Annotated in this window: 19 protein-coding genes and 1 tRNA gene; 10 read left to right on the top strand and 10 right to left on the bottom strand. The window is 24.3% G+C overall.

What is annotated here, in order from left to right:
* Nucleotides 1-73 precede the first annotated feature (73 nt).
* On the top strand, nt 74-1,801 hold the full coding sequence (locus tag L8X36_RS06290) for a site-specific DNA-methyltransferase (protein WP_263683097.1): 1,728 nt from the start codon (nt 74-76) through the stop codon (nt 1,799-1,801).
* On the top strand, nt 1,794-4,325 hold the full coding sequence (locus tag L8X36_RS06285) for a DEAD/DEAH box helicase family protein (protein ID WP_263683096.1): 2,532 nt from the start codon (nt 1,794-1,796) through the stop codon (nt 4,323-4,325). Before L8X36_RS06290 ends, L8X36_RS06285 begins: the two co-directional genes overlap by 8 nt.
* Nucleotides 4,326-4,674: 349 nt before the next feature.
* Here the strand turns inward: L8X36_RS06285 and L8X36_RS06280 are convergent, their stop codons facing one another.
* Nucleotides 4,675-4,878: a hypothetical protein gene (locus L8X36_RS06280; protein WP_263683094.1), complete on the bottom strand. Its 204-nt coding sequence runs from the start codon at nt 4,876-4,878 to the stop codon at nt 4,675-4,677.
* An 881-nt stretch (nt 4,879-5,759) separates the two neighbouring features.
* Between L8X36_RS06280 and L8X36_RS06275 the strand changes: the two genes are divergently transcribed.
* The 3 genes from L8X36_RS06275 to L8X36_RS06265 all read left to right on the top strand — a co-directional run bounded on the left by L8X36_RS06275 (nt 5,760) and on the right by L8X36_RS06265 (nt 6,627).
* Nucleotides 5,760-6,122 (top strand): recombinase RecT, encoded by a 363-nt coding sequence (locus L8X36_RS06275; protein WP_263683140.1) that lies wholly within the window; start codon nt 5,760-5,762, stop codon nt 6,120-6,122.
* A gap of 67 nt (nt 6,123-6,189) precedes the next feature.
* Nucleotides 6,190-6,375 carry a hypothetical protein gene (locus tag L8X36_RS06270; RefSeq protein ID WP_263674125.1) on the top strand — a complete coding sequence of 62 codons (186 nt, stop codon included), beginning with the start codon at nt 6,190-6,192 and terminating at the stop codon, nt 6,373-6,375.
* 42 nt (nt 6,376-6,417) lie between these two features.
* Nucleotides 6,418-6,627, top strand: a complete 210-nt coding sequence (locus tag L8X36_RS06265; protein ID WP_263683091.1) for a hypothetical protein — start codon at nt 6,418-6,420, stop codon at nt 6,625-6,627.
* 75 nt (nt 6,628-6,702) lie between these two features.
* Here L8X36_RS06265 and L8X36_RS06260 read toward each other — a convergent pair whose 3' ends face one another.
* Nucleotides 6,703-6,870 carry a hypothetical protein gene (locus L8X36_RS06260; RefSeq protein ID WP_263683089.1) on the bottom strand — a complete coding sequence of 56 codons (168 nt, stop codon included), beginning with the start codon at nt 6,868-6,870 and terminating at the stop codon, nt 6,703-6,705.
* Nucleotides 6,871-7,066: 196 nt separating this feature from the next.
* Nucleotides 7,067-7,402: a hypothetical protein gene (locus tag L8X36_RS06255; RefSeq protein ID WP_039628369.1), complete on the bottom strand. Its 336-nt coding sequence runs from the start codon at nt 7,400-7,402 to the stop codon at nt 7,067-7,069.
* Between the two features lie 379 nt (nt 7,403-7,781).
* Between L8X36_RS06255 and L8X36_RS06250 the strand changes: the two genes are divergently transcribed.
* Complete coding sequence (locus tag L8X36_RS06250) at nt 7,782-11,414, top strand: hypothetical protein (RefSeq protein WP_263683087.1); 3,633 nt, start codon at nt 7,782-7,784, stop codon at nt 11,412-11,414.
* A 214-nt stretch (nt 11,415-11,628) separates the two neighbouring features.
* Here L8X36_RS06250 and L8X36_RS06245 read toward each other — a convergent pair whose 3' ends face one another.
* From L8X36_RS06245 to L8X36_RS06220, 6 genes are all read right to left on the bottom strand, one after another.
* Nucleotides 11,629-11,853: a hypothetical protein gene (locus L8X36_RS06245; RefSeq protein WP_263683086.1), complete on the bottom strand. Its 225-nt coding sequence runs from the start codon at nt 11,851-11,853 to the stop codon at nt 11,629-11,631.
* Between the two features lie 226 nt (nt 11,854-12,079).
* On the bottom strand, nt 12,080-12,295 hold the full coding sequence (locus L8X36_RS06240; RefSeq protein WP_263683084.1) for a hypothetical protein: 216 nt from the start codon (nt 12,293-12,295) through the stop codon (nt 12,080-12,082).
* Between the two features lie 254 nt (nt 12,296-12,549).
* Nucleotides 12,550-12,981 carry a hypothetical protein gene (locus tag L8X36_RS06235; RefSeq protein ID WP_263667829.1) on the bottom strand — a complete coding sequence of 144 codons (432 nt, stop codon included), beginning with the start codon at nt 12,979-12,981 and terminating at the stop codon, nt 12,550-12,552.
* Entirely contained in the window at nt 12,935-13,120 is a 186-nt protein-coding gene (locus L8X36_RS06230; protein ID WP_263683082.1) for a hypothetical protein, read from the bottom strand. The genes L8X36_RS06235 and L8X36_RS06230 overlap by 47 nt, the downstream gene beginning before the upstream one ends.
* A 613-nt stretch (nt 13,121-13,733) precedes the next feature.
* On the bottom strand, nt 13,734-13,979 hold the full coding sequence (locus tag L8X36_RS06225) for a DUF4433 domain-containing protein (RefSeq protein WP_263683080.1): 246 nt from the start codon (nt 13,977-13,979) through the stop codon (nt 13,734-13,736).
* Between the two features lie 320 nt (nt 13,980-14,299).
* Nucleotides 14,300-14,971, bottom strand: coding sequence for a helix-turn-helix domain-containing protein (locus L8X36_RS06220; protein ID WP_220568124.1), 672 nt, complete (start codon nt 14,969-14,971; stop codon nt 14,300-14,302).
* A gap of 84 nt (nt 14,972-15,055) precedes the next feature.
* On the opposite strand from L8X36_RS06220, the gene L8X36_RS06215 reads away from it, so the two are divergent.
* Nucleotides 15,056-15,988, top strand: a complete 933-nt coding sequence (locus tag L8X36_RS06215; protein ID WP_263662151.1) for an AAA family ATPase — start codon at nt 15,056-15,058, stop codon at nt 15,986-15,988.
* Complete coding sequence (locus L8X36_RS06210) at nt 15,988-16,266, top strand: helix-turn-helix domain-containing protein (RefSeq protein WP_167333027.1); 279 nt, start codon at nt 15,988-15,990, stop codon at nt 16,264-16,266. Before L8X36_RS06215 ends, L8X36_RS06210 begins: the two co-directional genes overlap by 1 nt.
* A gap of 45 nt (nt 16,267-16,311) precedes the next feature.
* Here the strand turns inward: L8X36_RS06210 and L8X36_RS06205 are convergent, their stop codons facing one another.
* Nucleotides 16,312-17,442, bottom strand: a complete 1,131-nt coding sequence (locus L8X36_RS06205) for a tyrosine-type recombinase/integrase (RefSeq protein WP_263683078.1) — start codon at nt 17,440-17,442, stop codon at nt 16,312-16,314.
* 107 nt (nt 17,443-17,549) lie between these two features.
* On the opposite strand from L8X36_RS06205, the gene L8X36_RS06200 reads away from it, so the two are divergent.
* Together L8X36_RS06200 and L8X36_RS06195 are read left to right on the top strand one after the other, a co-directional pair.
* Nucleotides 17,550-17,726: transfer RNA gene (locus tag L8X36_RS06200), tRNA-Leu, on the top strand.
* Nucleotides 17,727-17,920: 194 nt separating this feature from the next.
* Complete coding sequence (locus tag L8X36_RS06195) at nt 17,921-18,613, top strand: hypothetical protein (RefSeq protein ID WP_263683076.1); 693 nt, start codon at nt 17,921-17,923, stop codon at nt 18,611-18,613.
* The last annotated feature ends 258 nt before the right edge of the window (nt 18,614-18,871 follow it).

Here is an 18,871-nt window from a genome sequence, read left to right as displayed (position 1 = left end):
AATCCATGCTAATTATATTTGTTTTTAAGCACAATGTTATATAATAAACTATAAATAATTAAAAAGGAAATAAATGCTAAAAGATAAATTATTGCAGGATTTAGAAGAATATTTTGAAACTTTAGGACAAGTTAGAAATTTAGCACAAAATTACGATGAGAAATTATTTGATTATCTTTTAGAAGAAAGTAAACATAAAGAAGAATTTAAAAGTAGATTTTTTATTTTCAGCAAAAAAACTTTGGTTTTTAAGCTTAATGATTTTTTAAATTTTTTAGATCTTAGAAGCTTAGGTGGTAGTTTTACAAGCTATGCTAACAAAATAGGACTTGCAAATAAAACAAAATCTCTTTTAAAAACAAATAACGAAGTGGTGTTAAATTTTGCTTTTAAAGATGGTGTTATAAAAGGTGGACAAAGCAAAGATGATGAAACTCAAAATGAAATATTTTTCAATGAAATACTAGCTCGTGATGAAATAGATGCTTTATTTGCTCCAAAAGCACTTCAAAATTTCGAAATTATTGGCGATAATAATTTAGAAAAAACGATGAAAGAAGAGCCGAATTTACTTATAAAAGGCAATAATCTTTTAGCACTTCATTCTCTTAAGAAAAAATATCGCAGCAAGGTAAAACTAATCTACATTGACCCACCTTATAATACTGGCAACGATAGTTTTAATTATAATGATAAATTTAATCATTCTACTTGGCTTACTTTTATGAAAAATCGTTTAGAAATCGCTAGAGAATTTTTAAGTGATGATGGAAGTATATATATCAATATCGATTACAATGAAGTACATTATTTAAAGGTATTAATGGATGAAATTTTTGGTAGAGATAATTTTGTTACGCAAATAATATGGAGAATGGGATTTGTAAGTGGATATAAAACTATTGCTAATAAATATATTAGAAATTATGATTGTATTTTATTTTATTCTAAACAAGAAAATAACTATTTATTTAATAAAAGATATATACAGAATAAAGATTTTGCACCTATATTAAATAAAGGTGAAATTAATAATATTTTTAAAAATTTTAAGTTTGATATGAATTTACAAGAAAGTTTTTATAATTACGTAAATCATGAAATGAGAAATGATAAATATGCTATTGAAGATACATGGAACTGTAATAAATGGGATAAATTAAATTCACTTGCAATAGATAATTCTACTTCAAGATTAGAAGAAACCGTGATTTACTATAATGACAATTTTAAAGGACAAAAACCCGAAGCATTATTACAAAGAATTATAGAAGCAAGCACAAACGAAAACGACATAGTAATGGACTTTTTTGCAGGAAGTGGCACCACTTTAGCCGTTGCTCATAAAATGAAACGAAAATGGATAGGCATAGAACAAATGGATTATATAGAAACCATCACAAAAGAAAGACTCAAAAAAGTAATAGAAGGTGAACAAGGTGGTATCAGCAAAGCAGTAAATTGGCAAGGTGGTGGAAATTTTGTTTATGCTGAGCTTATGCCACTTAATGCAATTTATAAAGAAAAAATACAAAATTTAAATGATGAAAAAGAGCTAGATGGTATTTATCAAGAGTTAAAAACTAAAGCTTTTTTAGATTATAGAGTAGATATAAATGAAATTTTAAAAGATAAAGAATTTGAAAATTTAGACTTAGAAAGCAAAAAAGAAATTTTAAAACTTGTTTTAGATTCTAATATGGATTATGTTTTATATGGTGATATAAAAGATGAAGATTATGCTATATCTAAAGAAACAATAAAACTTAATGAAATACTTTATGGTGATGAAAATGTTTAATAAAAAATTACATGAGCTTTTACAGGATGAATTTGGAAAAAGAGGTATAGAACAAATAGAAATTCCTTTTTATGTAAAAGAGAATTTATCAAAAGAATTAAGAATTTATCAAGAAAAAGCTCTAAAGTATTATTATGCAAATTTTGATAGCATAAAACAAAGACATTTAATGTTTAACATGGCAACAGGAAGTGGAAAAACACTTATAATGGCTGCTTTAATGTTAGATTGTTATAAAAAAGGATATAGAAATTTTATCTTTTTTGTAAATTCTACTTCGATTTTAGAAAAAACAAAAGCAAATTTTGCCAACAAATACTCAAGTAAATATCTTTTTAAAGAAAATATAAATATAGATTCTAAAAATATAGAAATTAACATTATCAATAATCTTTTTGAAAGTAAAGATAATTGTATAAATATATATTTTACCACCATACAAGCCTTGTTTTCTCTTTTTAAAAATGAAAGGGAAAATTCTTTAAGTTTTGAAGATTTAAAAGATAAAAAGCTTGTATTTTTAGCTGATGAAGCTCATCATTTAAATAGTGATACTAAAAATGAAAATGAACTTAAAGAAGGTTGGGAAGCTATTATAAAAAGAGCTTATGAAAGTAATAATGAAAATTTATTATTTGAATTTAGTGCTACTATTCCGCAAGAATTCAATGTTTTGGAAAAATATCAAGATAAAATCATTTATGAATACACCTTAAGAGAATTTTGTAAAGATGGATATTCTAAGCGTATATTTTTAGTGAAATATGATAATGATAGTTTAGAACATAGATTTTTAGGAGCTGTGCTTTGTAGTCTTTATAGAGAGTTGTTGGCTCAAAAATATAACATTGTTTTAAAACCTGTTGTTTTATTTAAGAGTGAATCTATAAAAGAATCTATGCAAAATCAAGAAAAATTTATAGATTTTATAGATAATTTAGAAAGCTTGCATATAGAAGATTTTTATAAAAATATAAACAAAGAAAGTGATCTTTTAAACAAAAGCTTAGAGTTTTTTAAAAGAGAATATCAAAATACTTATGCAAAAACTATTGTAAATTTTTTGAAAAATAATTTTAAAACGCTTTATATGTTAAACACAAATGATGATAAAGATCTAGAAAAAAATCAAATTTTACTTAATAGCTTAGAGGAAAAAGACAATCAAATAAGAGTTATTTTTTGCGTTGATAAACTTAATGAAGGATGGGATGTTTTAAATCTTTTTGATATAGTTAGACTTGGAAATAAAAAGGCAAGTAAAACAATAACCACGAAGGAAGCACAACTTATAGGAAGAGGTGCTAGATATTATCCTTTCAAAAGCGATTTATTTGATTTTGATGATGAGCTTAAATTTAAAAGAAAGTATGATAGTGATCTTGAAAATGAGTTAAATGCTTTAGAGAAATTAACTTATCATACTAGAAATGATGTTGAGTTTATTAAGCAACTCAATGAAAGTATGAATAAAGAAGGATTATTATTTGAGGAGGAAAAAACACGCATAGATTTAATAGTCAATGAAAAAATAAAAGAGATTATTAAAAATAACAAAATATATTACGCTAATAATAAAAGAATCAAAAAACGTGATTTGAAAAATTTTTACATTACAAGAATAGAGATGGAGCAAAAAATAAAAGGTTTGCAAATTCCTTATTTTTCAAATTCTATAAAAGAAAGTGAGGAGAAATTTGAAGAAATCAAAGAAGAATATGATCTTCAAAAACCATCTGCTCTTAATCATATAGATAGCATATACTTTTTAAAGGCGATGAATATATTAGGACTTGATTTTAATAAAATCAATGAAAATTTTGCTTTTAAAAGTAAAAAAGATTTTATAGAAAATTGTTTGAAAGATATAGTTGTTTGTTTTTCAAAACGACAAGAGTTTAATCAAATAAACAATCTTGAAATAGCCAAATATATTTTAGAAAATTTTAAATCGCTAAAGCAAGGCATAAAGCAAGAATACGAAGTAAGTGAGTTTATAACTCATGAATTTAATATAGGTAATAAGGTAGTATTTAAAAATAAAGAGAATTTTGAGGAAATGAATTTTGAGTGGCTTTATCACAAAACTTTTTGTTTTGACAGTAAATTAGAAAAAGATTTTTTAATTTTCATAGAAGAATACAAAGATGAAATTGATAATGTTTTTTCCGACTGGTTTGTTATAAGAAATGAAGGATTTGAAGAATTTAAAATTTATGACAATAGAAAAGATGAAGTAACTTATGCTATGGGATTTGAACCTGATTTTATTTTCTTTGGTAAGAAAAATAAAGATGATGATAATTTTTTAAGTATACAATGTTTTATAGAAACAAAAGGGGAGCATTTAGCAATAGCAAAAGATACTTGGAAGGAAGAATTTTTAGAGGCTTTAAAGGGAAAAATAATTACCACTAAAGATGGCAAGAAATTAACCCTTCAATCCTTGCCGTTTTTTATAAACAAAGATTTAAAGATGAATGATAAATTTGTTAGTAGTTTTGATGAATTTTTGAATACATAAAGTCACTGTTTTTAAAATTTAAACATTAGAATTTTTATTCTATTGTTTAAATTTGCTTGTTTTAATTTTTCCGAGATAATTTGAAATAGATCTTACAACTTATAATTATATTGTACCAAGGAAATCATGAGTGTGATTTTATTTATCGTTAGTTAGAAAGAGTATAAAATCAACAGTGTTTTCTTAGAATAGTATTGTCTTTTTGTAATTTTTACTTTAATGATATAGCTATTAGACAATATAATAGTGTTTAAAACAATATTATAAAAACTCTACTTCTTTTTTTATATTGTGATTATATACAGATTAATCAATAATATCTGAAATTGGTTTTTTTAGCTAAAACAATTTAAATATTTATGAGTAAGTTTTTTTGTCTTTTTTTACAATTTTGGTTTAATTTATATAATTGATCTTCCTCAAATCCATCATTTATTCCTGCTTTGGCAAGTTCTAACTGTTCTTTGTGAAATTCTTCATCATCTTTAAAAGCTTCAAAACTTTTTATCCATAAGGCTTTTCTCTGCTTTATATATTCTTCGTTTTTAAACATATCTATCCTTTTGTTTTATTATTTAATTTTACTTATTTTAATTTTTCTAAGATAATTTCAAAAGTAGTTTTGTTTGCACCCATTAAAAATCCTAAGCTAATAATATAAAGAATATATCAAAAATAGACTTTATAACTTATAAATAATTTTTTTTGTAAACATATTATTTAAACTATTCTTAGTAGAAATTTGTAGATTTCGCAAATACCAAAAATATCAACAAAGCAACTATGGATATAACACAAAGTTGATAAAAGCTAGATCTTTGGAAATATTATAATTAAAAAAATAATATTGTATTTTTAAAATTGATTAGATAATATATTAATTTAATAATTTTTATAACAAAAAAAGGAAATAAAATGGGACAATATATTGTATTAGCCTTTGCAATAGCAGTTGCCATATTTGTGACATTTTATGACTTTGATAAAGATAAAAAAATCGATAATAATAAAAAATAATTGATTTTGATATTTTATTATTGGAAGCATGTTTATATCTTTTAGCTTTTATTTTTTATTACTAGATAATATATAAAATAAAAATTTTAAAAAGTATTATTTATAAAAATACCTGTAAAAGCAATCTTAAGATTCACGGAATCTATTGGCGTAGGATTATTTGTAAATAGTCTTTATGGTTTGCAAATGAGCGATAGTTGCACTATCATCGATCTTTCTTAAAGATTGATCTTTTTTTGAAAGAAAATAAGAGAGAATGGATGGTTATAATATAGCTATTTTAATCGGTGCTATCACTCTTATTTTTGGCACATTGGTTTTAGTAGCTCATTATTTTAACGATAAATACATTAATGAAAGAAAAAGCTAGTCTTTAGCTTTTAACACACCCTATAAGTTGGGAGCAATAAAACAGAAATAAAATATTACCTTAGTGTTGTAACTAAATATGATCTAGATCCTTTCTTACGCCAAGTATTTTTTGTTCCTCATAGGGCAAAAGTTACAAAAAATGGTAAAGATGTGTGGGTTGAAAAAATAGAACCTTTAGTGGGTAGAGATGGCTTTTTGGCTATTGCTCACAAAAGCGGAAAATTTGGTGGTATTCGTTCTTATAGTGAGATTAAAAACTATCCAAAATTAGTGAATAATCAATGGCAATACACTCAAGATTTGGTTGCAATTTGTGAGGTTTATAGAACTGATACAAATAAGCCTTTTATAGTTGAAGTTGCATATAGTGAATATGCGCAAAAAACATTGAAAATGCCTACAATCTAGTATAAAATAAATAACCTATCACAAATTGTGTTATAATAACAAAAGATTAAATATGCAAGGAAATATTATGGCTCAGCAAAAAGAGTATATACTTAATGAAAGTTTTAAAGCTTTATTAGAAAGTATTTTTTCTAATCCTGAACAATCACAAAAATTAATTAAAGCTTTTGAAGAACTTGTTAATGGTAGAGCAGCTACTCCAAGATTGGATTTTGAAAATCTTAAAAATCAAACTACAGAAGAAATAAGATAAGAGCTTGTAAGTAAAGATTTATTTCAATCAGAGATTAAAAGATTGGAAAGTTTAATTTATTCTGAAGTTGCAAGACTAGAAGGAATTATTAACACCAAAATAGCTGAAGTTAAAACTGAATTCTCAGAACAAATTTCTAGCGCTAAGCAAAAAGCACTTTATTGGCTTTTAGGCACTGCAGTAGCAACTACAGTAACTATACTTTCAAGCATTTGGGCTATGATGAATTTTATGCTAGAAAGCTTAAAATAAAAATTACTTAAAGTTTTTACTATATCTTGTTGAAATACAATTTTATAGTTAGGATAACATAGTTATCCTATGAATTTAAGCAATGTTTTTCATATAATCATAAATTAAAGCTGTTCGACTAATAATAAAATTCTCAAAATCATCATTTAACAAATATTCAACCATATCTTTTGTTATAAAATGTGTTTCTAAATCTTTAAAAAATTGTTCTTGTTGATTATCTTGTATTTTTTTATTTAGCAACTCTTTTATATATGTGCTTGGATTTTTATTATTGATTTTATTATTAGATTCTTTTGTAATAAGTGCTATATTATTAATTATATTATCATTAGATGAGATAAATTTTTAGATATCTCTTTTCCTATATTAGAATTTATAGGAAAAATATGATGTTCTTCTAAAAATTCACTAAACTTCTTAAAAACCGTTTGCCTTATCACTCTTGATCTTCTGGCTTAAAACCTATTATTTTTGCCATTATACCCCTATAGCTTTCAAAACTATTCATTGCTTGCATATTGCTAACTCTAAGAAGTCTAACTTTGTGATCTTGTTTGTAAAAAACTTTAAAAACACAACCACTTTCTTTGTGTTTTACCATATCATCTAAACCACATTTTTCTATAAACTCATAATCTTTAGCAAAAACTTCATTTTCTACATCAAATAAATCTTGAGAATAACCATTAGGATTAGCTGGATCATAAGTATAAGAACTAACTACACATTCTCTCATAGCTTTTTGTATTTCTTCTTGGGATAATTTTTCCATAGTGTTTTCCTTTTTTTATTATTTAATTTTACTAAGCAATTACAATATTTTAATTAAAATTTGATAAGGTGCACTTCTTTGGACTTTTTTCATAAGAATCTATAATATTACCACTCAAATTGATGATTACTTATCTTTTTATTCTTTAATCTGTATAAAAAATTCTAATTACATTTTATAATCTAATTATAATATAAATATTTTATAAAAATAGATAAATATTTAAGACTTTACATTATTTAAAGTTATAATTATCTAAGTATTTATTACAATAAACAATAATAAAATATAATAGACTAGAAATAAGTTACTTTTTAAGAAACAACTTATTATAAATTTATATTTTTTGCATAAATCTATAATAAAATAAGGTTGAAATTTGAAATGGAATATTACCGCTAAAGATTTGGAGAATTTTTGTAATACAAATCCTAGAAGAGCTCAAGAACTACTACCAAATCTTACTTATAGACTAATTAAGGCAAGTGTAGAATTAGAACAATTTTATCTTCCCAAAGGAAACAGTATTAGCAACCCTGGATATGATGGATTTATAAAAACCAAAGATCGTCATAGAATAATCCCCATTGGAAAATCTATTTGGGAATTTGGTACAGATCAAAAGATTGGCTCAAAAGCAGAAAAAGACTATAAAAAACGGCTACATAATTCAGACCCAGATATTACTTTTATATTTGGCACTTTTAGAGCATGGACAAAAAAAGATATTTTTTGTAAAAAATATACAGATGAACATAAATGGAAAGAAGTTAAAGCACTAAATTCTGTTGACTATGAATCTTGGCTAGAAGACTATCCAAGTATTGCTCTACATTTAGCACAAGAAATCGGTAAGTTACCACCACAAAACATTAAACTTATTTCAGCAAGGTTAGAAGATTGGAGAAAGCAAACACAAGTCGAACTAAAAGATGAGTTGGTTTTGTGTAATAGAGAAAACGAACAATTTGCATTTATAAATTCTCTTAAAAATAAAAATGGGCTTATAAATATTATTACGCCTGTAGAATCAGAGGGATTAATTTTTTCTTTAAGTATAATAGAAAAAAATACCGATTATACAGATAGAACCCTAATTATTCAATCACAAGATGTTTGGGATAACATTGTGGAAGTTTATAACGGATTGATTTTATTTTATGAGGGATTTGAGCCAAATAATATTGGATATGCCACAAGCAAACATCTTGTAGTTCGCATTTCAAGAAATAACAAAGAAATAACAAAAGAACACAATGATATATATCTTACCAAGCAAGATAAAACACAAGTTTTAGAAAAAATGGGATTTTCAATATTGGAGGCAAATAAAATTAATAAAGATACTTTTGGAAATCTCGATTTTATAGCCATACATCCAAAATTAAAACCCATTGACAACAATATCCTGATTAAACTTGAAAAAATAATAAAAAATGATTTACACTCATATCTTCCCTTATTTTTAGCTGGTTCTTGGGATACTTCGTACAAAGGAGATGTGAATTTTTTAGAAGCAATTTCTGAAAAAAAATATATAGATTTAAAAAAACATATTGAAAATATAAAAAATACTAATCTCTTGGAAATAGCAGGTTTACACTATCATAAAATTCTTTTGAAAAAATTAATCATAAATTATTTTTATAATTACACAATTGATGATTTATTTCTAGAAAATATAAAAAATGTTTTTTTGGAAAAAGATAAAACATTCAAAGAAAAACAAGCGTTTATTTCCAATTTTACTTTTACACATTCACGTTTTTTACGAAAAGAACTTGCTGATACTTTGGTTATTCTTGCCGTGGATAATCCAAATAATCAACATAAAATAGATAAAACAATAGAAGATATTATTGATAAAAATAATATAGTAGAGTCTATTTTTAACTTAAAAGATGTTTTAGGTTTATTAGCAGAAGCTAGTCCAAGAGGAATTATTAACCAATTTAAACTTTTGGTAAAAAATAAAAAAGAGCGAGAATTATTAAAGCGGTTTTTTGAAAAAGATACTTTTTTGTTTGATGATTCGCAATATCTTTTTTACACACTTAAAATTATTGCTTGGGATCATAATTATTTTACAGAAGTTGTAAAAGTGCTATTTGAATTAGAAAAAAATGATTTTTGCAAGAAAGAATGCTTAATCACACTTCAAACTTTATTTGCCGGATGGATTCATAATACCAATACTCCGCATAATAAAAGAATTGCTTTGCTAGAAAATTTTTATACAAACAATAGTGAAGTTATATGGAATATACTTTGTGGAATCCTGCCGTCGAACTATGAAGTACAAATAGGACATTCATATCCTAAACACCGTAATTGGCACAATGGATTTGAATTTAATTCCAAAAATATTTCAAATGAATATTCAGAATACATAGAAGCAGCAACTCAACTTATATTGAAAAATACCAATAATCTTGAAAAAAGTTTTTATTGCATATCCATATTAACAAAAATTAACACTAAATATCAATCGGATTTTGTGGATAAATTAGAAACCTTTTTAAAAAATGCGAATAACAAAAAGAAATTTGAAATCAAACAGAAAATTACTGAGCAAATTGAAAATATTAAAAATTATAATTGGCCGGTATCCCGTGAGTGTACAACTAAAATGCAAAAGCTTGTGGAAAGTATTTGTTTTAACAATCCACTTTATGAAAATCTACATCTTTTTCAATATCATGGAAAAGAGAATTCAGAGCACTTGCACACTCAACGTTTACAAGCAATAAAAAATATATGTCAGCAAGCAGGGGTAAGATATATATTTATTTTAATTAGAGAATCAAGTTCTATAGTATGTGGAAAAATTGGTGAAATTATATATGAAATTAATTATTTGAAATTTGAGTCTACAATGTTTAAATGGCTTGTTTCTAATACAAAAAATAAACAATTATGCGCAAGAGGCTTCTTTTTACGTAATATTGATAAGATTTTACAAGACAATATTAAACTAAAATCTATCACAGCACAACAAAGAATAGAGTTATTTAAAATTAGCAAACCCGACAATACAAAATTAAAAATTTTAAAAGAACAAAATCTCGATGAACAAAAACATTATTGGGAAAATTTTACTATATATGTTGAACAAGATTCTAATTTAATTTCCTCAATTTTTTATACATTATTATCTTTTAATATGCCAGAAAAGGCTTTGTTATTTTTAGGAGTCTCATTATCAATATGGATTTCTTTTGATAAAATAAAAATCAACATAGAAGATATAACTAATGCAATGTTGCAAGTTGATCCAAAAAAATGTAATGGAGATGAAGAAAGATATTACTATGGAGAAATAATCAAAAAATTACAAGAAGTAGATTTAAACCTATTTATTATGTTTAACATAGAATGGAAATTTTTACAGCTAAGAAATTTTAATTGCATATTTTCTTTAAGATATATGCTTCAAAATCCACACTCATTTATCGATTTGATTTTTCCAAATAATAATGATATGCAAAAACTTGATAGCAAATCAAAAAAAGCTTACGGGGAAAATCTCTTTTATTTTTTAAAATTTTTTTCTTTTTTAAATCCAATAACAAATCAGCCTATATTGAATACAGATGAAATGAAAAAATGGATTGAAGAGGTAATTAACTATGCCACCAAAACACAACCAGATGATAAGATTTTATATTTGAAATATATTATAGGAGATTTACTTTGGCAATTTATTAACAGTCACGAAGCCACTTCGTTATCATCAAAAATTCTGAAAATTATTGATGAGTATCTTGAGGATTCTCAAATTAAAGATGGATTTATTCAAGAAGGATTGGGACTTCCGAAAATAACATGTGAAAAAATAGACGAAAGAGGTGAAAAAGAAAAACAAGAAGCAGAAAAGTATAATAAATATGCAATATTTTTTCGTGATAATTTTTTTATCAATCTTTTCGAATGTTTCTTGAAAAAGTCTAATCAATGCACAAGAAAAGCCATTTTTGAAGATGAATATAAAAAAATTATACAGCTTGCATAAAAATTAATCTATCCTTTATTGTTTTTTATATAATCTATCTATGCAATTATTTTTTTCTTATTATTCAAATAGAATTAGTAGCTTTTATCAAGAAAGTTTTCGATAGATTAATTTTGTACAAGTTTATTGAATTTATATAAATTTACGAATTTTAGAATATTTTTTTAGTTTTTTACAATTTTGATTAGATTATGAGTTGATAGGTTGAACTATTCTAGCTATAAGCATTAGTATATATAATCCATTTTTTTCCTATATCAAACTCCCCTTGATTTGTTAATTCACAAGCAGTCATTGCAATAATTTTATTTTTATAAGCTTTATCTATTGTTCGTTTTTCACTATCTTCTAATTCTTCAAGCATTCTCCAAACAGCAAAATCAATAACCTTAAACCAACTATTATTTTTAATTTCTTTTGCTTTGTAAAAATTAAGCATTTTTTTTAGCAACAATTACAGCGTACCAAGAAATAATTTTATAATAATCAATATCCAAAAGTCTTTGTTTATGAGTTTCTAAATACTTGTATACATTGCTGCCTATAATCACTAGGAATCGATACACCCTTTTTTTTGCACAAACATTATGAAATTCAAGCATCATACCAGCAATAGCTTTTTGTTATATTCAGTATTCGCCACTTCTTTAATTTTACTAATATTATCAGCCATTTAAAATGCTCTCAATGTTTTTTTCAATATCACTAAAATCTTCTTCTTCTATTTTTTTCAAAATTTTCTCTTGTCTTTCTAGTGATTTTTTATCTTGATCAAACAACCCAACAAAATAATCAAGCGTAACCTTATTGTAATGATTATCAGTGTAACCTTCATTGATTCTGTCATTACCATTAAAAACTTTATCAAAGGCATTATCCACTTCTCTTTTTATTTCGAAACGATTTTCTATGATTACTCCTTTGGTATTTTAAAAAGTTTTACTATGGAGTATTTTTAAATAGCCTAATTCTTCCATCATATATTTTTCAAACCCTTCAATATCTAACTATTATGATATAAATAATTTAATGTATAGTTGAGAAATTTATTTTTAAAATATTTTATAAAAGAACCAATAAACTATATAAAGAGTATATACTATAAAATTGCAAAACTATTAATATTAACTACTTTTTATTTGTTATTATTTTTTTCTTGCTTTTGCCATAAAAACTGAGAAGCTACAACTCCAATTGAAGTAACAAATCCTACAAAACTTAACCAAGGATATTTAAGATACGCGAGGGCAAAACCAAATATAAATCCTATTAAAATTATTATAAAAGCAAATATCTGTCCTTTTTTTACATATTTAATTTGCTCTGGAGCTAGATTTCTCATAACTTCTTGATTTTTACTATCTTCATTAATTAGTTTTCTTTCAATATCTATAATATGATCTGTTTGTTTTTCCATTAAAGCAATACATTTTTCTTGCATTTCTTTTGATAGTCTAGGCAAACAATCAAAAGAAGAATTAACATTAATGAAAGTATTATTTTGCTGATTAAGAGTAATATTATTTTTGTTTTGTGATTTTTTTGATTTCGGTTTTATATTGTTCATTGCTACCTTTTCTTAATTCTTCTGACTTTTTGTAAAAATTATCCACCATTGTCTTTCTATCTTTTAATGATATAGCATTAAGAATATCTGCATTAAACATATTTGTAAAGCCAAATAAAAAAGCATTTATGTTTGACATTTGCCTTACCCCTTTCTTGCTATAAAATAGCACTAACTCACAACAAGTAAATTATGTTATTTGTTATACACAATTTTTTATAAATGTTTTAACAATTGTCAAGTAAAAATCAGGATTTAACTTACCAATATTAATTTTAAAGTTAAAATTAACAAATTAAATTATAAAACAGAATAAATACTAATATATCAATATTTAATGCTTATAAAAAAGACTTTATAAAGGACTTTTGTGGGATATATAAAGCACCTTTAGGGGCGAAATAAAGCACTTTTTTGATATATTTTAAGCAAAAAATAACAAAAAAAGAAAAAATGGACTTTATAAAGGACATTTAGGAGATATATAAAGGACTTTTATGTGTAAAAATACGCTTAAAAAGCACTTGAAATAAACTTTATAAAGGACAAAAATGTAAAATATAAAAACCCTTGCAAAATACTATAAAATAGGCATTTAAAAGCATTAAAAAACTTGATTTTTATTGTGAATTTTGGTATAATTTTATTAATATAGGTATTTTATTTATAAGCAAAAATGAAATACTAAAACTCTTATATGGCTTCTCTACTAACACAAATATATGCAAAGTCTTTATCGGGATAAGCTTTTCTTACACTTCCATCATAGGGTCCATTGGATATAAAAGAAAAGGAACATAATCAGTAAGTTTCATTTTACTTCTTTTGTTAATAATATCAGAATTTGCTGTATCTATAAATTTTTCTTTATCAAGGTTACTTCTTGGTTTTAAACCATTTCTAATCATACTTTCTAAATTTTCTAATGGTGTTAGATGATATAAAAGCTTCCCATCTTTAATATTTACTCTTTTAATTTTTTCCGGTATATTATTCACATTTAACCTTTTAACCCTCCTTATTTTCTGATATTGTATCCAAAAGATATAAAAAAGAAATGCAAAATTTCATTTTAGTAGATTACTCATTCTATATTATTTATCATAAACACTAAATAATAACCAAACAATAATCGCCAGATAATTCAAAAATTATTTTATATTTTAATTTATTTAATTAATATAGATAATAAAATAGTAAGCTCAATAAGCACTCAATTATATTAACATGTATATTCTTTGTTATACAAAATATAAATTAATAGAAACTATAAGTATCAATTTTTACTACTACTGCAAATTTTATAATATCTTATATATTATATTTTAACCAAATTTCTATTGATGATATTCAACTCTTCTTCAATAATTTTTAACACTTTTTCCTTTAAATCATTAAATAAAATTTGAATTTCTAAATCATCTAAATTACTCAATACCCAAGACACAAGTCTATCCATATCATCTTTTTTAAGTGCTAATAAATGCTTTATTTCTATTTTTTTAGGCAAGGTAAAATCTGATATTATGTCTATAAAATCTTGTTTATTTTTTGGAGTGTTTTCTATTTTATTAATATACAAAATAAAATAATATAGAAGAACTAACATTCTTTCTCCATTTCCATTCCAAGCTTCTGAAAATTTCTGAATAAAAGTTTTTCCTTTTACTGTCCTAACAAGAGAAGTTATTTTTTTAATTCTTAAATTTTTTAAAATTTCTTGCATAGATTCTTCATAGCCTAGCTCCAAACACAATCTATTGATATGTTTTTTGCATTCATTTTCTTTATAATCTTGCGCTCCAAATATTAATTCATCTGAACTAAATCCAAATTTCTTACACAATATTTCAATAATATCTATACTAGGTTTTGAGGCATTTGTTTCCCAAAGACTAATGGTTGATTGTTGTACATTTAAAATTTCAGCTAAGTCTTTTTGCGTAATATTATTTTCTTTTCTAAGAGATTTTAGATTTTCTCCAAACATCAGCACTCCTTTTAAATATTACAAAATTATAACATAAAAATTAAAAAATAATGTATAATATCAAAAAAAAATATAAGGATAAAAATGGAATTTGAAAAATATATTGTAAAATCAATAGATTTTCAAACTTTAAATCCTCAGGAATGGTTTATCAAAAATTTAATACCCAAGCGTTCTTTGGGTGTTCTATATGGCTCTAGTGGTTCTGGAAAAACACTAATAGCCATTTATTTAATAAAAAATATATTAAAAGATCATAATATTAAAATTTCATATATCAATGCGGACATGGATCTTTTAAATTTAAAAAATTATGGTATTGATGAATTAAAGAATAATTTTAAAGAAAAATTCGAATGCTTAAATATAGTTGGATGTGACAATAAATATCAAATCTATAAGGATTATCTAGAAAGTTTTTCAAAAACTAACTTGAATAATATTTTTATAGTCGATTCTTTTAACTCTATTTATCCAAAAATAGGTAATTTGCTAAATTTAAATGTTCTATATAAAATAGAACAAAAACTTAGAAGCAGAGGAGCTACATTTTTATTTATACATCATACAAACAAAAAGGGAATTTTTGGCGATTCTCAACAAATAGTAGATTATGCTGATTATACTTTTCAATGTTTTTCAAATTTAGAAAAAAAATCTATTTTATTGGTACCAAAGAAATCAAGCAGATATGAATCATTAAAAGACAAAGCTTTTCTCTTTGATGGATTAAAAATTATTGGAACAACAGAAGTCGAAGAGATGATATTGAGTGAATTTGAAAGTAAATTTATTGATTTGGTTTTTGAAATTTTAAAAATAGGAACTATAAAACAAAATGAACTAATAGATATTGTTTATAGAGATAGAAGAACCCGTTTTGGAAAAAATAGAATTAGAATTCTATTACAAAAGCATGCTAAAAATCCTAATGGAAAATGGTGTATGAAACAAGAACCTTGTGACAATAATTCTATTTATTACTATCTTAGAAAAAATAAAAATGAGGAAAAATAATGGATATGGATAATATAGTAATTTGCAAAGCTAGTGATCTTGAAGATATTTTTAAAAAGATTTTAAAAGAAAATGAATTAATCAAGAATAAAACTGATGAAAATTTAAATGTACAACAGGCTTCAAATTATTTAAAAATAAGCACTTCAAAACTTTACAAGGATTGTAATTTAGGAAAAGTTCCTTTTTGTAAAATTGGTAAAAAACTTGTTTTTAAAAAAGATGATCTTGATGAATATTTAAAACTTAATAGCTCTAAAAATAGTTTAAAATTTTAATCACACTTAACTAAAAAACCGAAAAACCTAAAAAACCATTGTAAATTAGTGTTTTTCAGTTTTAAAATTACTAAAAATAGCATTTAGAGTATTATTAATAGTTTCATTTTTAATATTTGCATATCTTTTTGTAACTCCTATGCTTGAATGTCCTAATGCTTCTCCAATAGCTTCTAAAGATATACCCATATTAATACCTATATATCCTATTAAATGTCTTAAGTCATGTAATCTAATAGGAGTTTTTAATTTTTGATTTATTTTATCCCAATGCCATCTTATATCTTTATAGGGGTTTCCATCTTCTTTAATAAAAATATATCCTTTATTTTTTACTCCAATGCTTTTTAAAGCTTCTATTTGTAAAGAACTTAATGGAAATTGTAAGTTTTTCCTTGATTTGTTTTGGCTTGAAGGTAAAAAATAAATTTTATTAGCAAAGTCAATATTGTCCCATTTTAATGTAAGAACTTCACTTTTTCTTCTTCCATGTAAAAGAAATATAAACATAGCTCTTATCATTAAATTTTCATAATTTATAATAGCTTTATAAAGAGCATTTCTATCCTCATCATCAATAGTAAAATATCTTTTGTTATCAAATTTTTGTATCTCTATTTCTCTTGCTATATTTTTTTCTATATAATCATTTTTAATAGCAAATTCAAATACTGGAGAAAGTATATCTTTTATTGTTTTTGTTGTTCTTGGAGATTTGCCTTGATCAATCATTTTATTGACAATATTTTGCATATCTTTTAATTTGACTTGTTTTATTTTGATGTTTCCTATAACATCTTTTATATGTGCATTATATGAAAATATGGTTACCTCGTAATGTTTTTTAGAAATAGTATTTTTTCGCATACTAATCCATTCTTCAAACACTTCATTTAGTTTAGGTTCTTTAACTTTAAATTTCTTTGCAAATTTTCCATTAATTCTTTGCAAGGCAATTAACTCACAATTCTTTTTAAGGGTCTGGGTGTTATTTAAAATAGGAAATATCTCATAGCTTGATTTTTTTCCTTCATAATATCTTATAGCTAATTCGTATGGTATAGTTAATCTTCTTTGTAATTCTACTAAGCTAATTTCTTTTATATCCTCTAATTTCTTATCTTTGTCTATAAAATATATACCCTTATATTCTTTTATTTTTACTAGATTTTTCAAGATATTCCTTTTTTGCTTTTAATTTACGCAGAAAATTTTATTATTTTTTACATAATATAAAATTAAAAATATACTAAAAATAGTATCTCAAATGGATTTTAGTGGTAGCGGTTTTGGTAGCGGTTTTTTTCTCAAAATGGTATAAAATAATACTATTTTTAAGATAAACTTAAACAATAAAACACCTATTTTTCAATACTTTGATAAAAAATGATAACAAAACGCATTAGGCTTAGGATCTGGTGCAGCAATGCGTGAAGGTTCAAGTCCTTTCATCCGCACCACTAATTTAAAATTCTTTTAAGTATTTAGGTTTAGCGATTCATCTTAATCATATTTATAACAATAAATTAAATTTATAATACTACAAAATTAGGAAGATACTATTGCAAATATATATCAAGTTAAAATTATTGAAAATTTTTGCAAGGATAAATTTAAAGAAGATACAAGAACAAAAGATTTTTTTCATACCTTTTTGGCTCAAAATTTAGAAATTTACACCAATATAGAAGATCAAAAGTATGCCAAAGATACAATATTAATATATAAAATTTTTGATATATGTATTATATGTATAAAAGATGGAGTCTCGGTAAGTCAAGAGTATTGTCAATTTAAAAAAGGTGTGATAGATCATATAGTTGTATATACCGATGAAAATATGAATGATGGTAAAATATCGCAACTATTAAGAGGTAGTTCTACATTAAAAATAGATAAATCAAATTGTTATGATAATCCAGATATTAAAGTTGTGTTTTCAGAAAAAGGCTTTTTATTTCAGGCTAGATTTAATAATTGTGAAAGTAAATTTAATGATACAATGACTATGTTTGCGCTTTCTTTGGCTTATCGTGAGAAAATGGAGTATTATTTGAATTTAACTTCAAGTATTATAGATGAAGAAAATTATCATGATGTTATTGATATTAAAAAAGATTTTTATGTTTTTAATCTAAAGTATTTTTTTAGTAATCCAGTGCACTATAACTACCAACAAAAACATGCAATATGGAAAATTATATTTCAATATTACGATATTTTAGAACAACATCAAGAGCTTAAAATCCAGATAGAAAATCTTGTTGATATTTTGCATATTGAACAAAATCAAGAGGAAGATAAAAAGGAAAAAATAAAAGAGAATAAAAGAAAAAAATCGAAATGATTTTTTTAATTATCGGTGGTTTTGTTACTTTAGCTTCGTTGGTCAGTGCATACAAAGACGCTATGGAATTATTTGGTTAAAATCATATATTATTTTGGCAAAACAAGCGTTTTAACTTTATAGTTAAATATGTTTTATGCAAAAATTAAAAGCCTTACTAAAATTTTTGGAGTTTTTTATCCTCTTACATCTTCTATTCTATATTATTCTACATTCCTTCTGTTATTTCCCTAAAATAACTTTCCCACATCTACAATC

Source organism: Campylobacter sp. CNRCH_2014_0184h, assembly GCF_025772985.1.
In the GTDB taxonomy this organism is placed as follows: domain Bacteria; phylum Campylobacterota; class Campylobacteria; order Campylobacterales; family Campylobacteraceae; genus Campylobacter_D.
This window is presented reverse-complemented; position numbering and strand designations above follow the sequence as displayed.

Coding starts and splice junctions, on each gene's coding strand:
- L8X36_RS06235 (WP_263667829.1), bottom strand. CDS start 12,981: ATGAACAATATAAAACCGAAATCAAAAAAATCACAAAACAAAAATAAT.
- L8X36_RS06245 (WP_263683086.1), bottom strand. CDS start 11,853: ATGCTTAATTTTTACAAAGCAAAAGAAATTAAAAATAATAGTTGGTTT.
- L8X36_RS06285 (WP_263683096.1), top strand. CDS start 1,794: ATGTTTAATAAAAAATTACATGAGCTTTTACAGGATGAATTTGGAAAA.
- L8X36_RS06270 (WP_263674125.1), top strand. CDS start 6,190: ATGGCTCAGCAAAAAGAGTATATACTTAATGAAAGTTTTAAAGCTTTA.
- L8X36_RS06280 (WP_263683094.1), bottom strand. CDS start 4,878: ATGTTTAAAAACGAAGAATATATAAAGCAGAGAAAAGCCTTATGGATA.
- L8X36_RS06210 (WP_167333027.1), top strand. CDS start 15,988: ATGGATATGGATAATATAGTAATTTGCAAAGCTAGTGATCTTGAAGAT.
- L8X36_RS06255 (WP_039628369.1), bottom strand. CDS start 7,402: ATGGAAAAATTATCCCAAGAAGAAATACAAAAAGCTATGAGAGAATGT.
- L8X36_RS06220 (WP_220568124.1), bottom strand. CDS start 14,971: ATGTTTGGAGAAAATCTAAAATCTCTTAGAAAAGAAAATAATATTACG.
- L8X36_RS06230 (WP_263683082.1), bottom strand. CDS start 13,120: ATGTCAAACATAAATGCTTTTTTATTTGGCTTTACAAATATGTTTAAT.
- L8X36_RS06290 (WP_263683097.1), top strand. CDS start 74: ATGCTAAAAGATAAATTATTGCAGGATTTAGAAGAATATTTTGAAACT.
- L8X36_RS06215 (WP_263662151.1), top strand. CDS start 15,056: ATGGAATTTGAAAAATATATTGTAAAATCAATAGATTTTCAAACTTTA.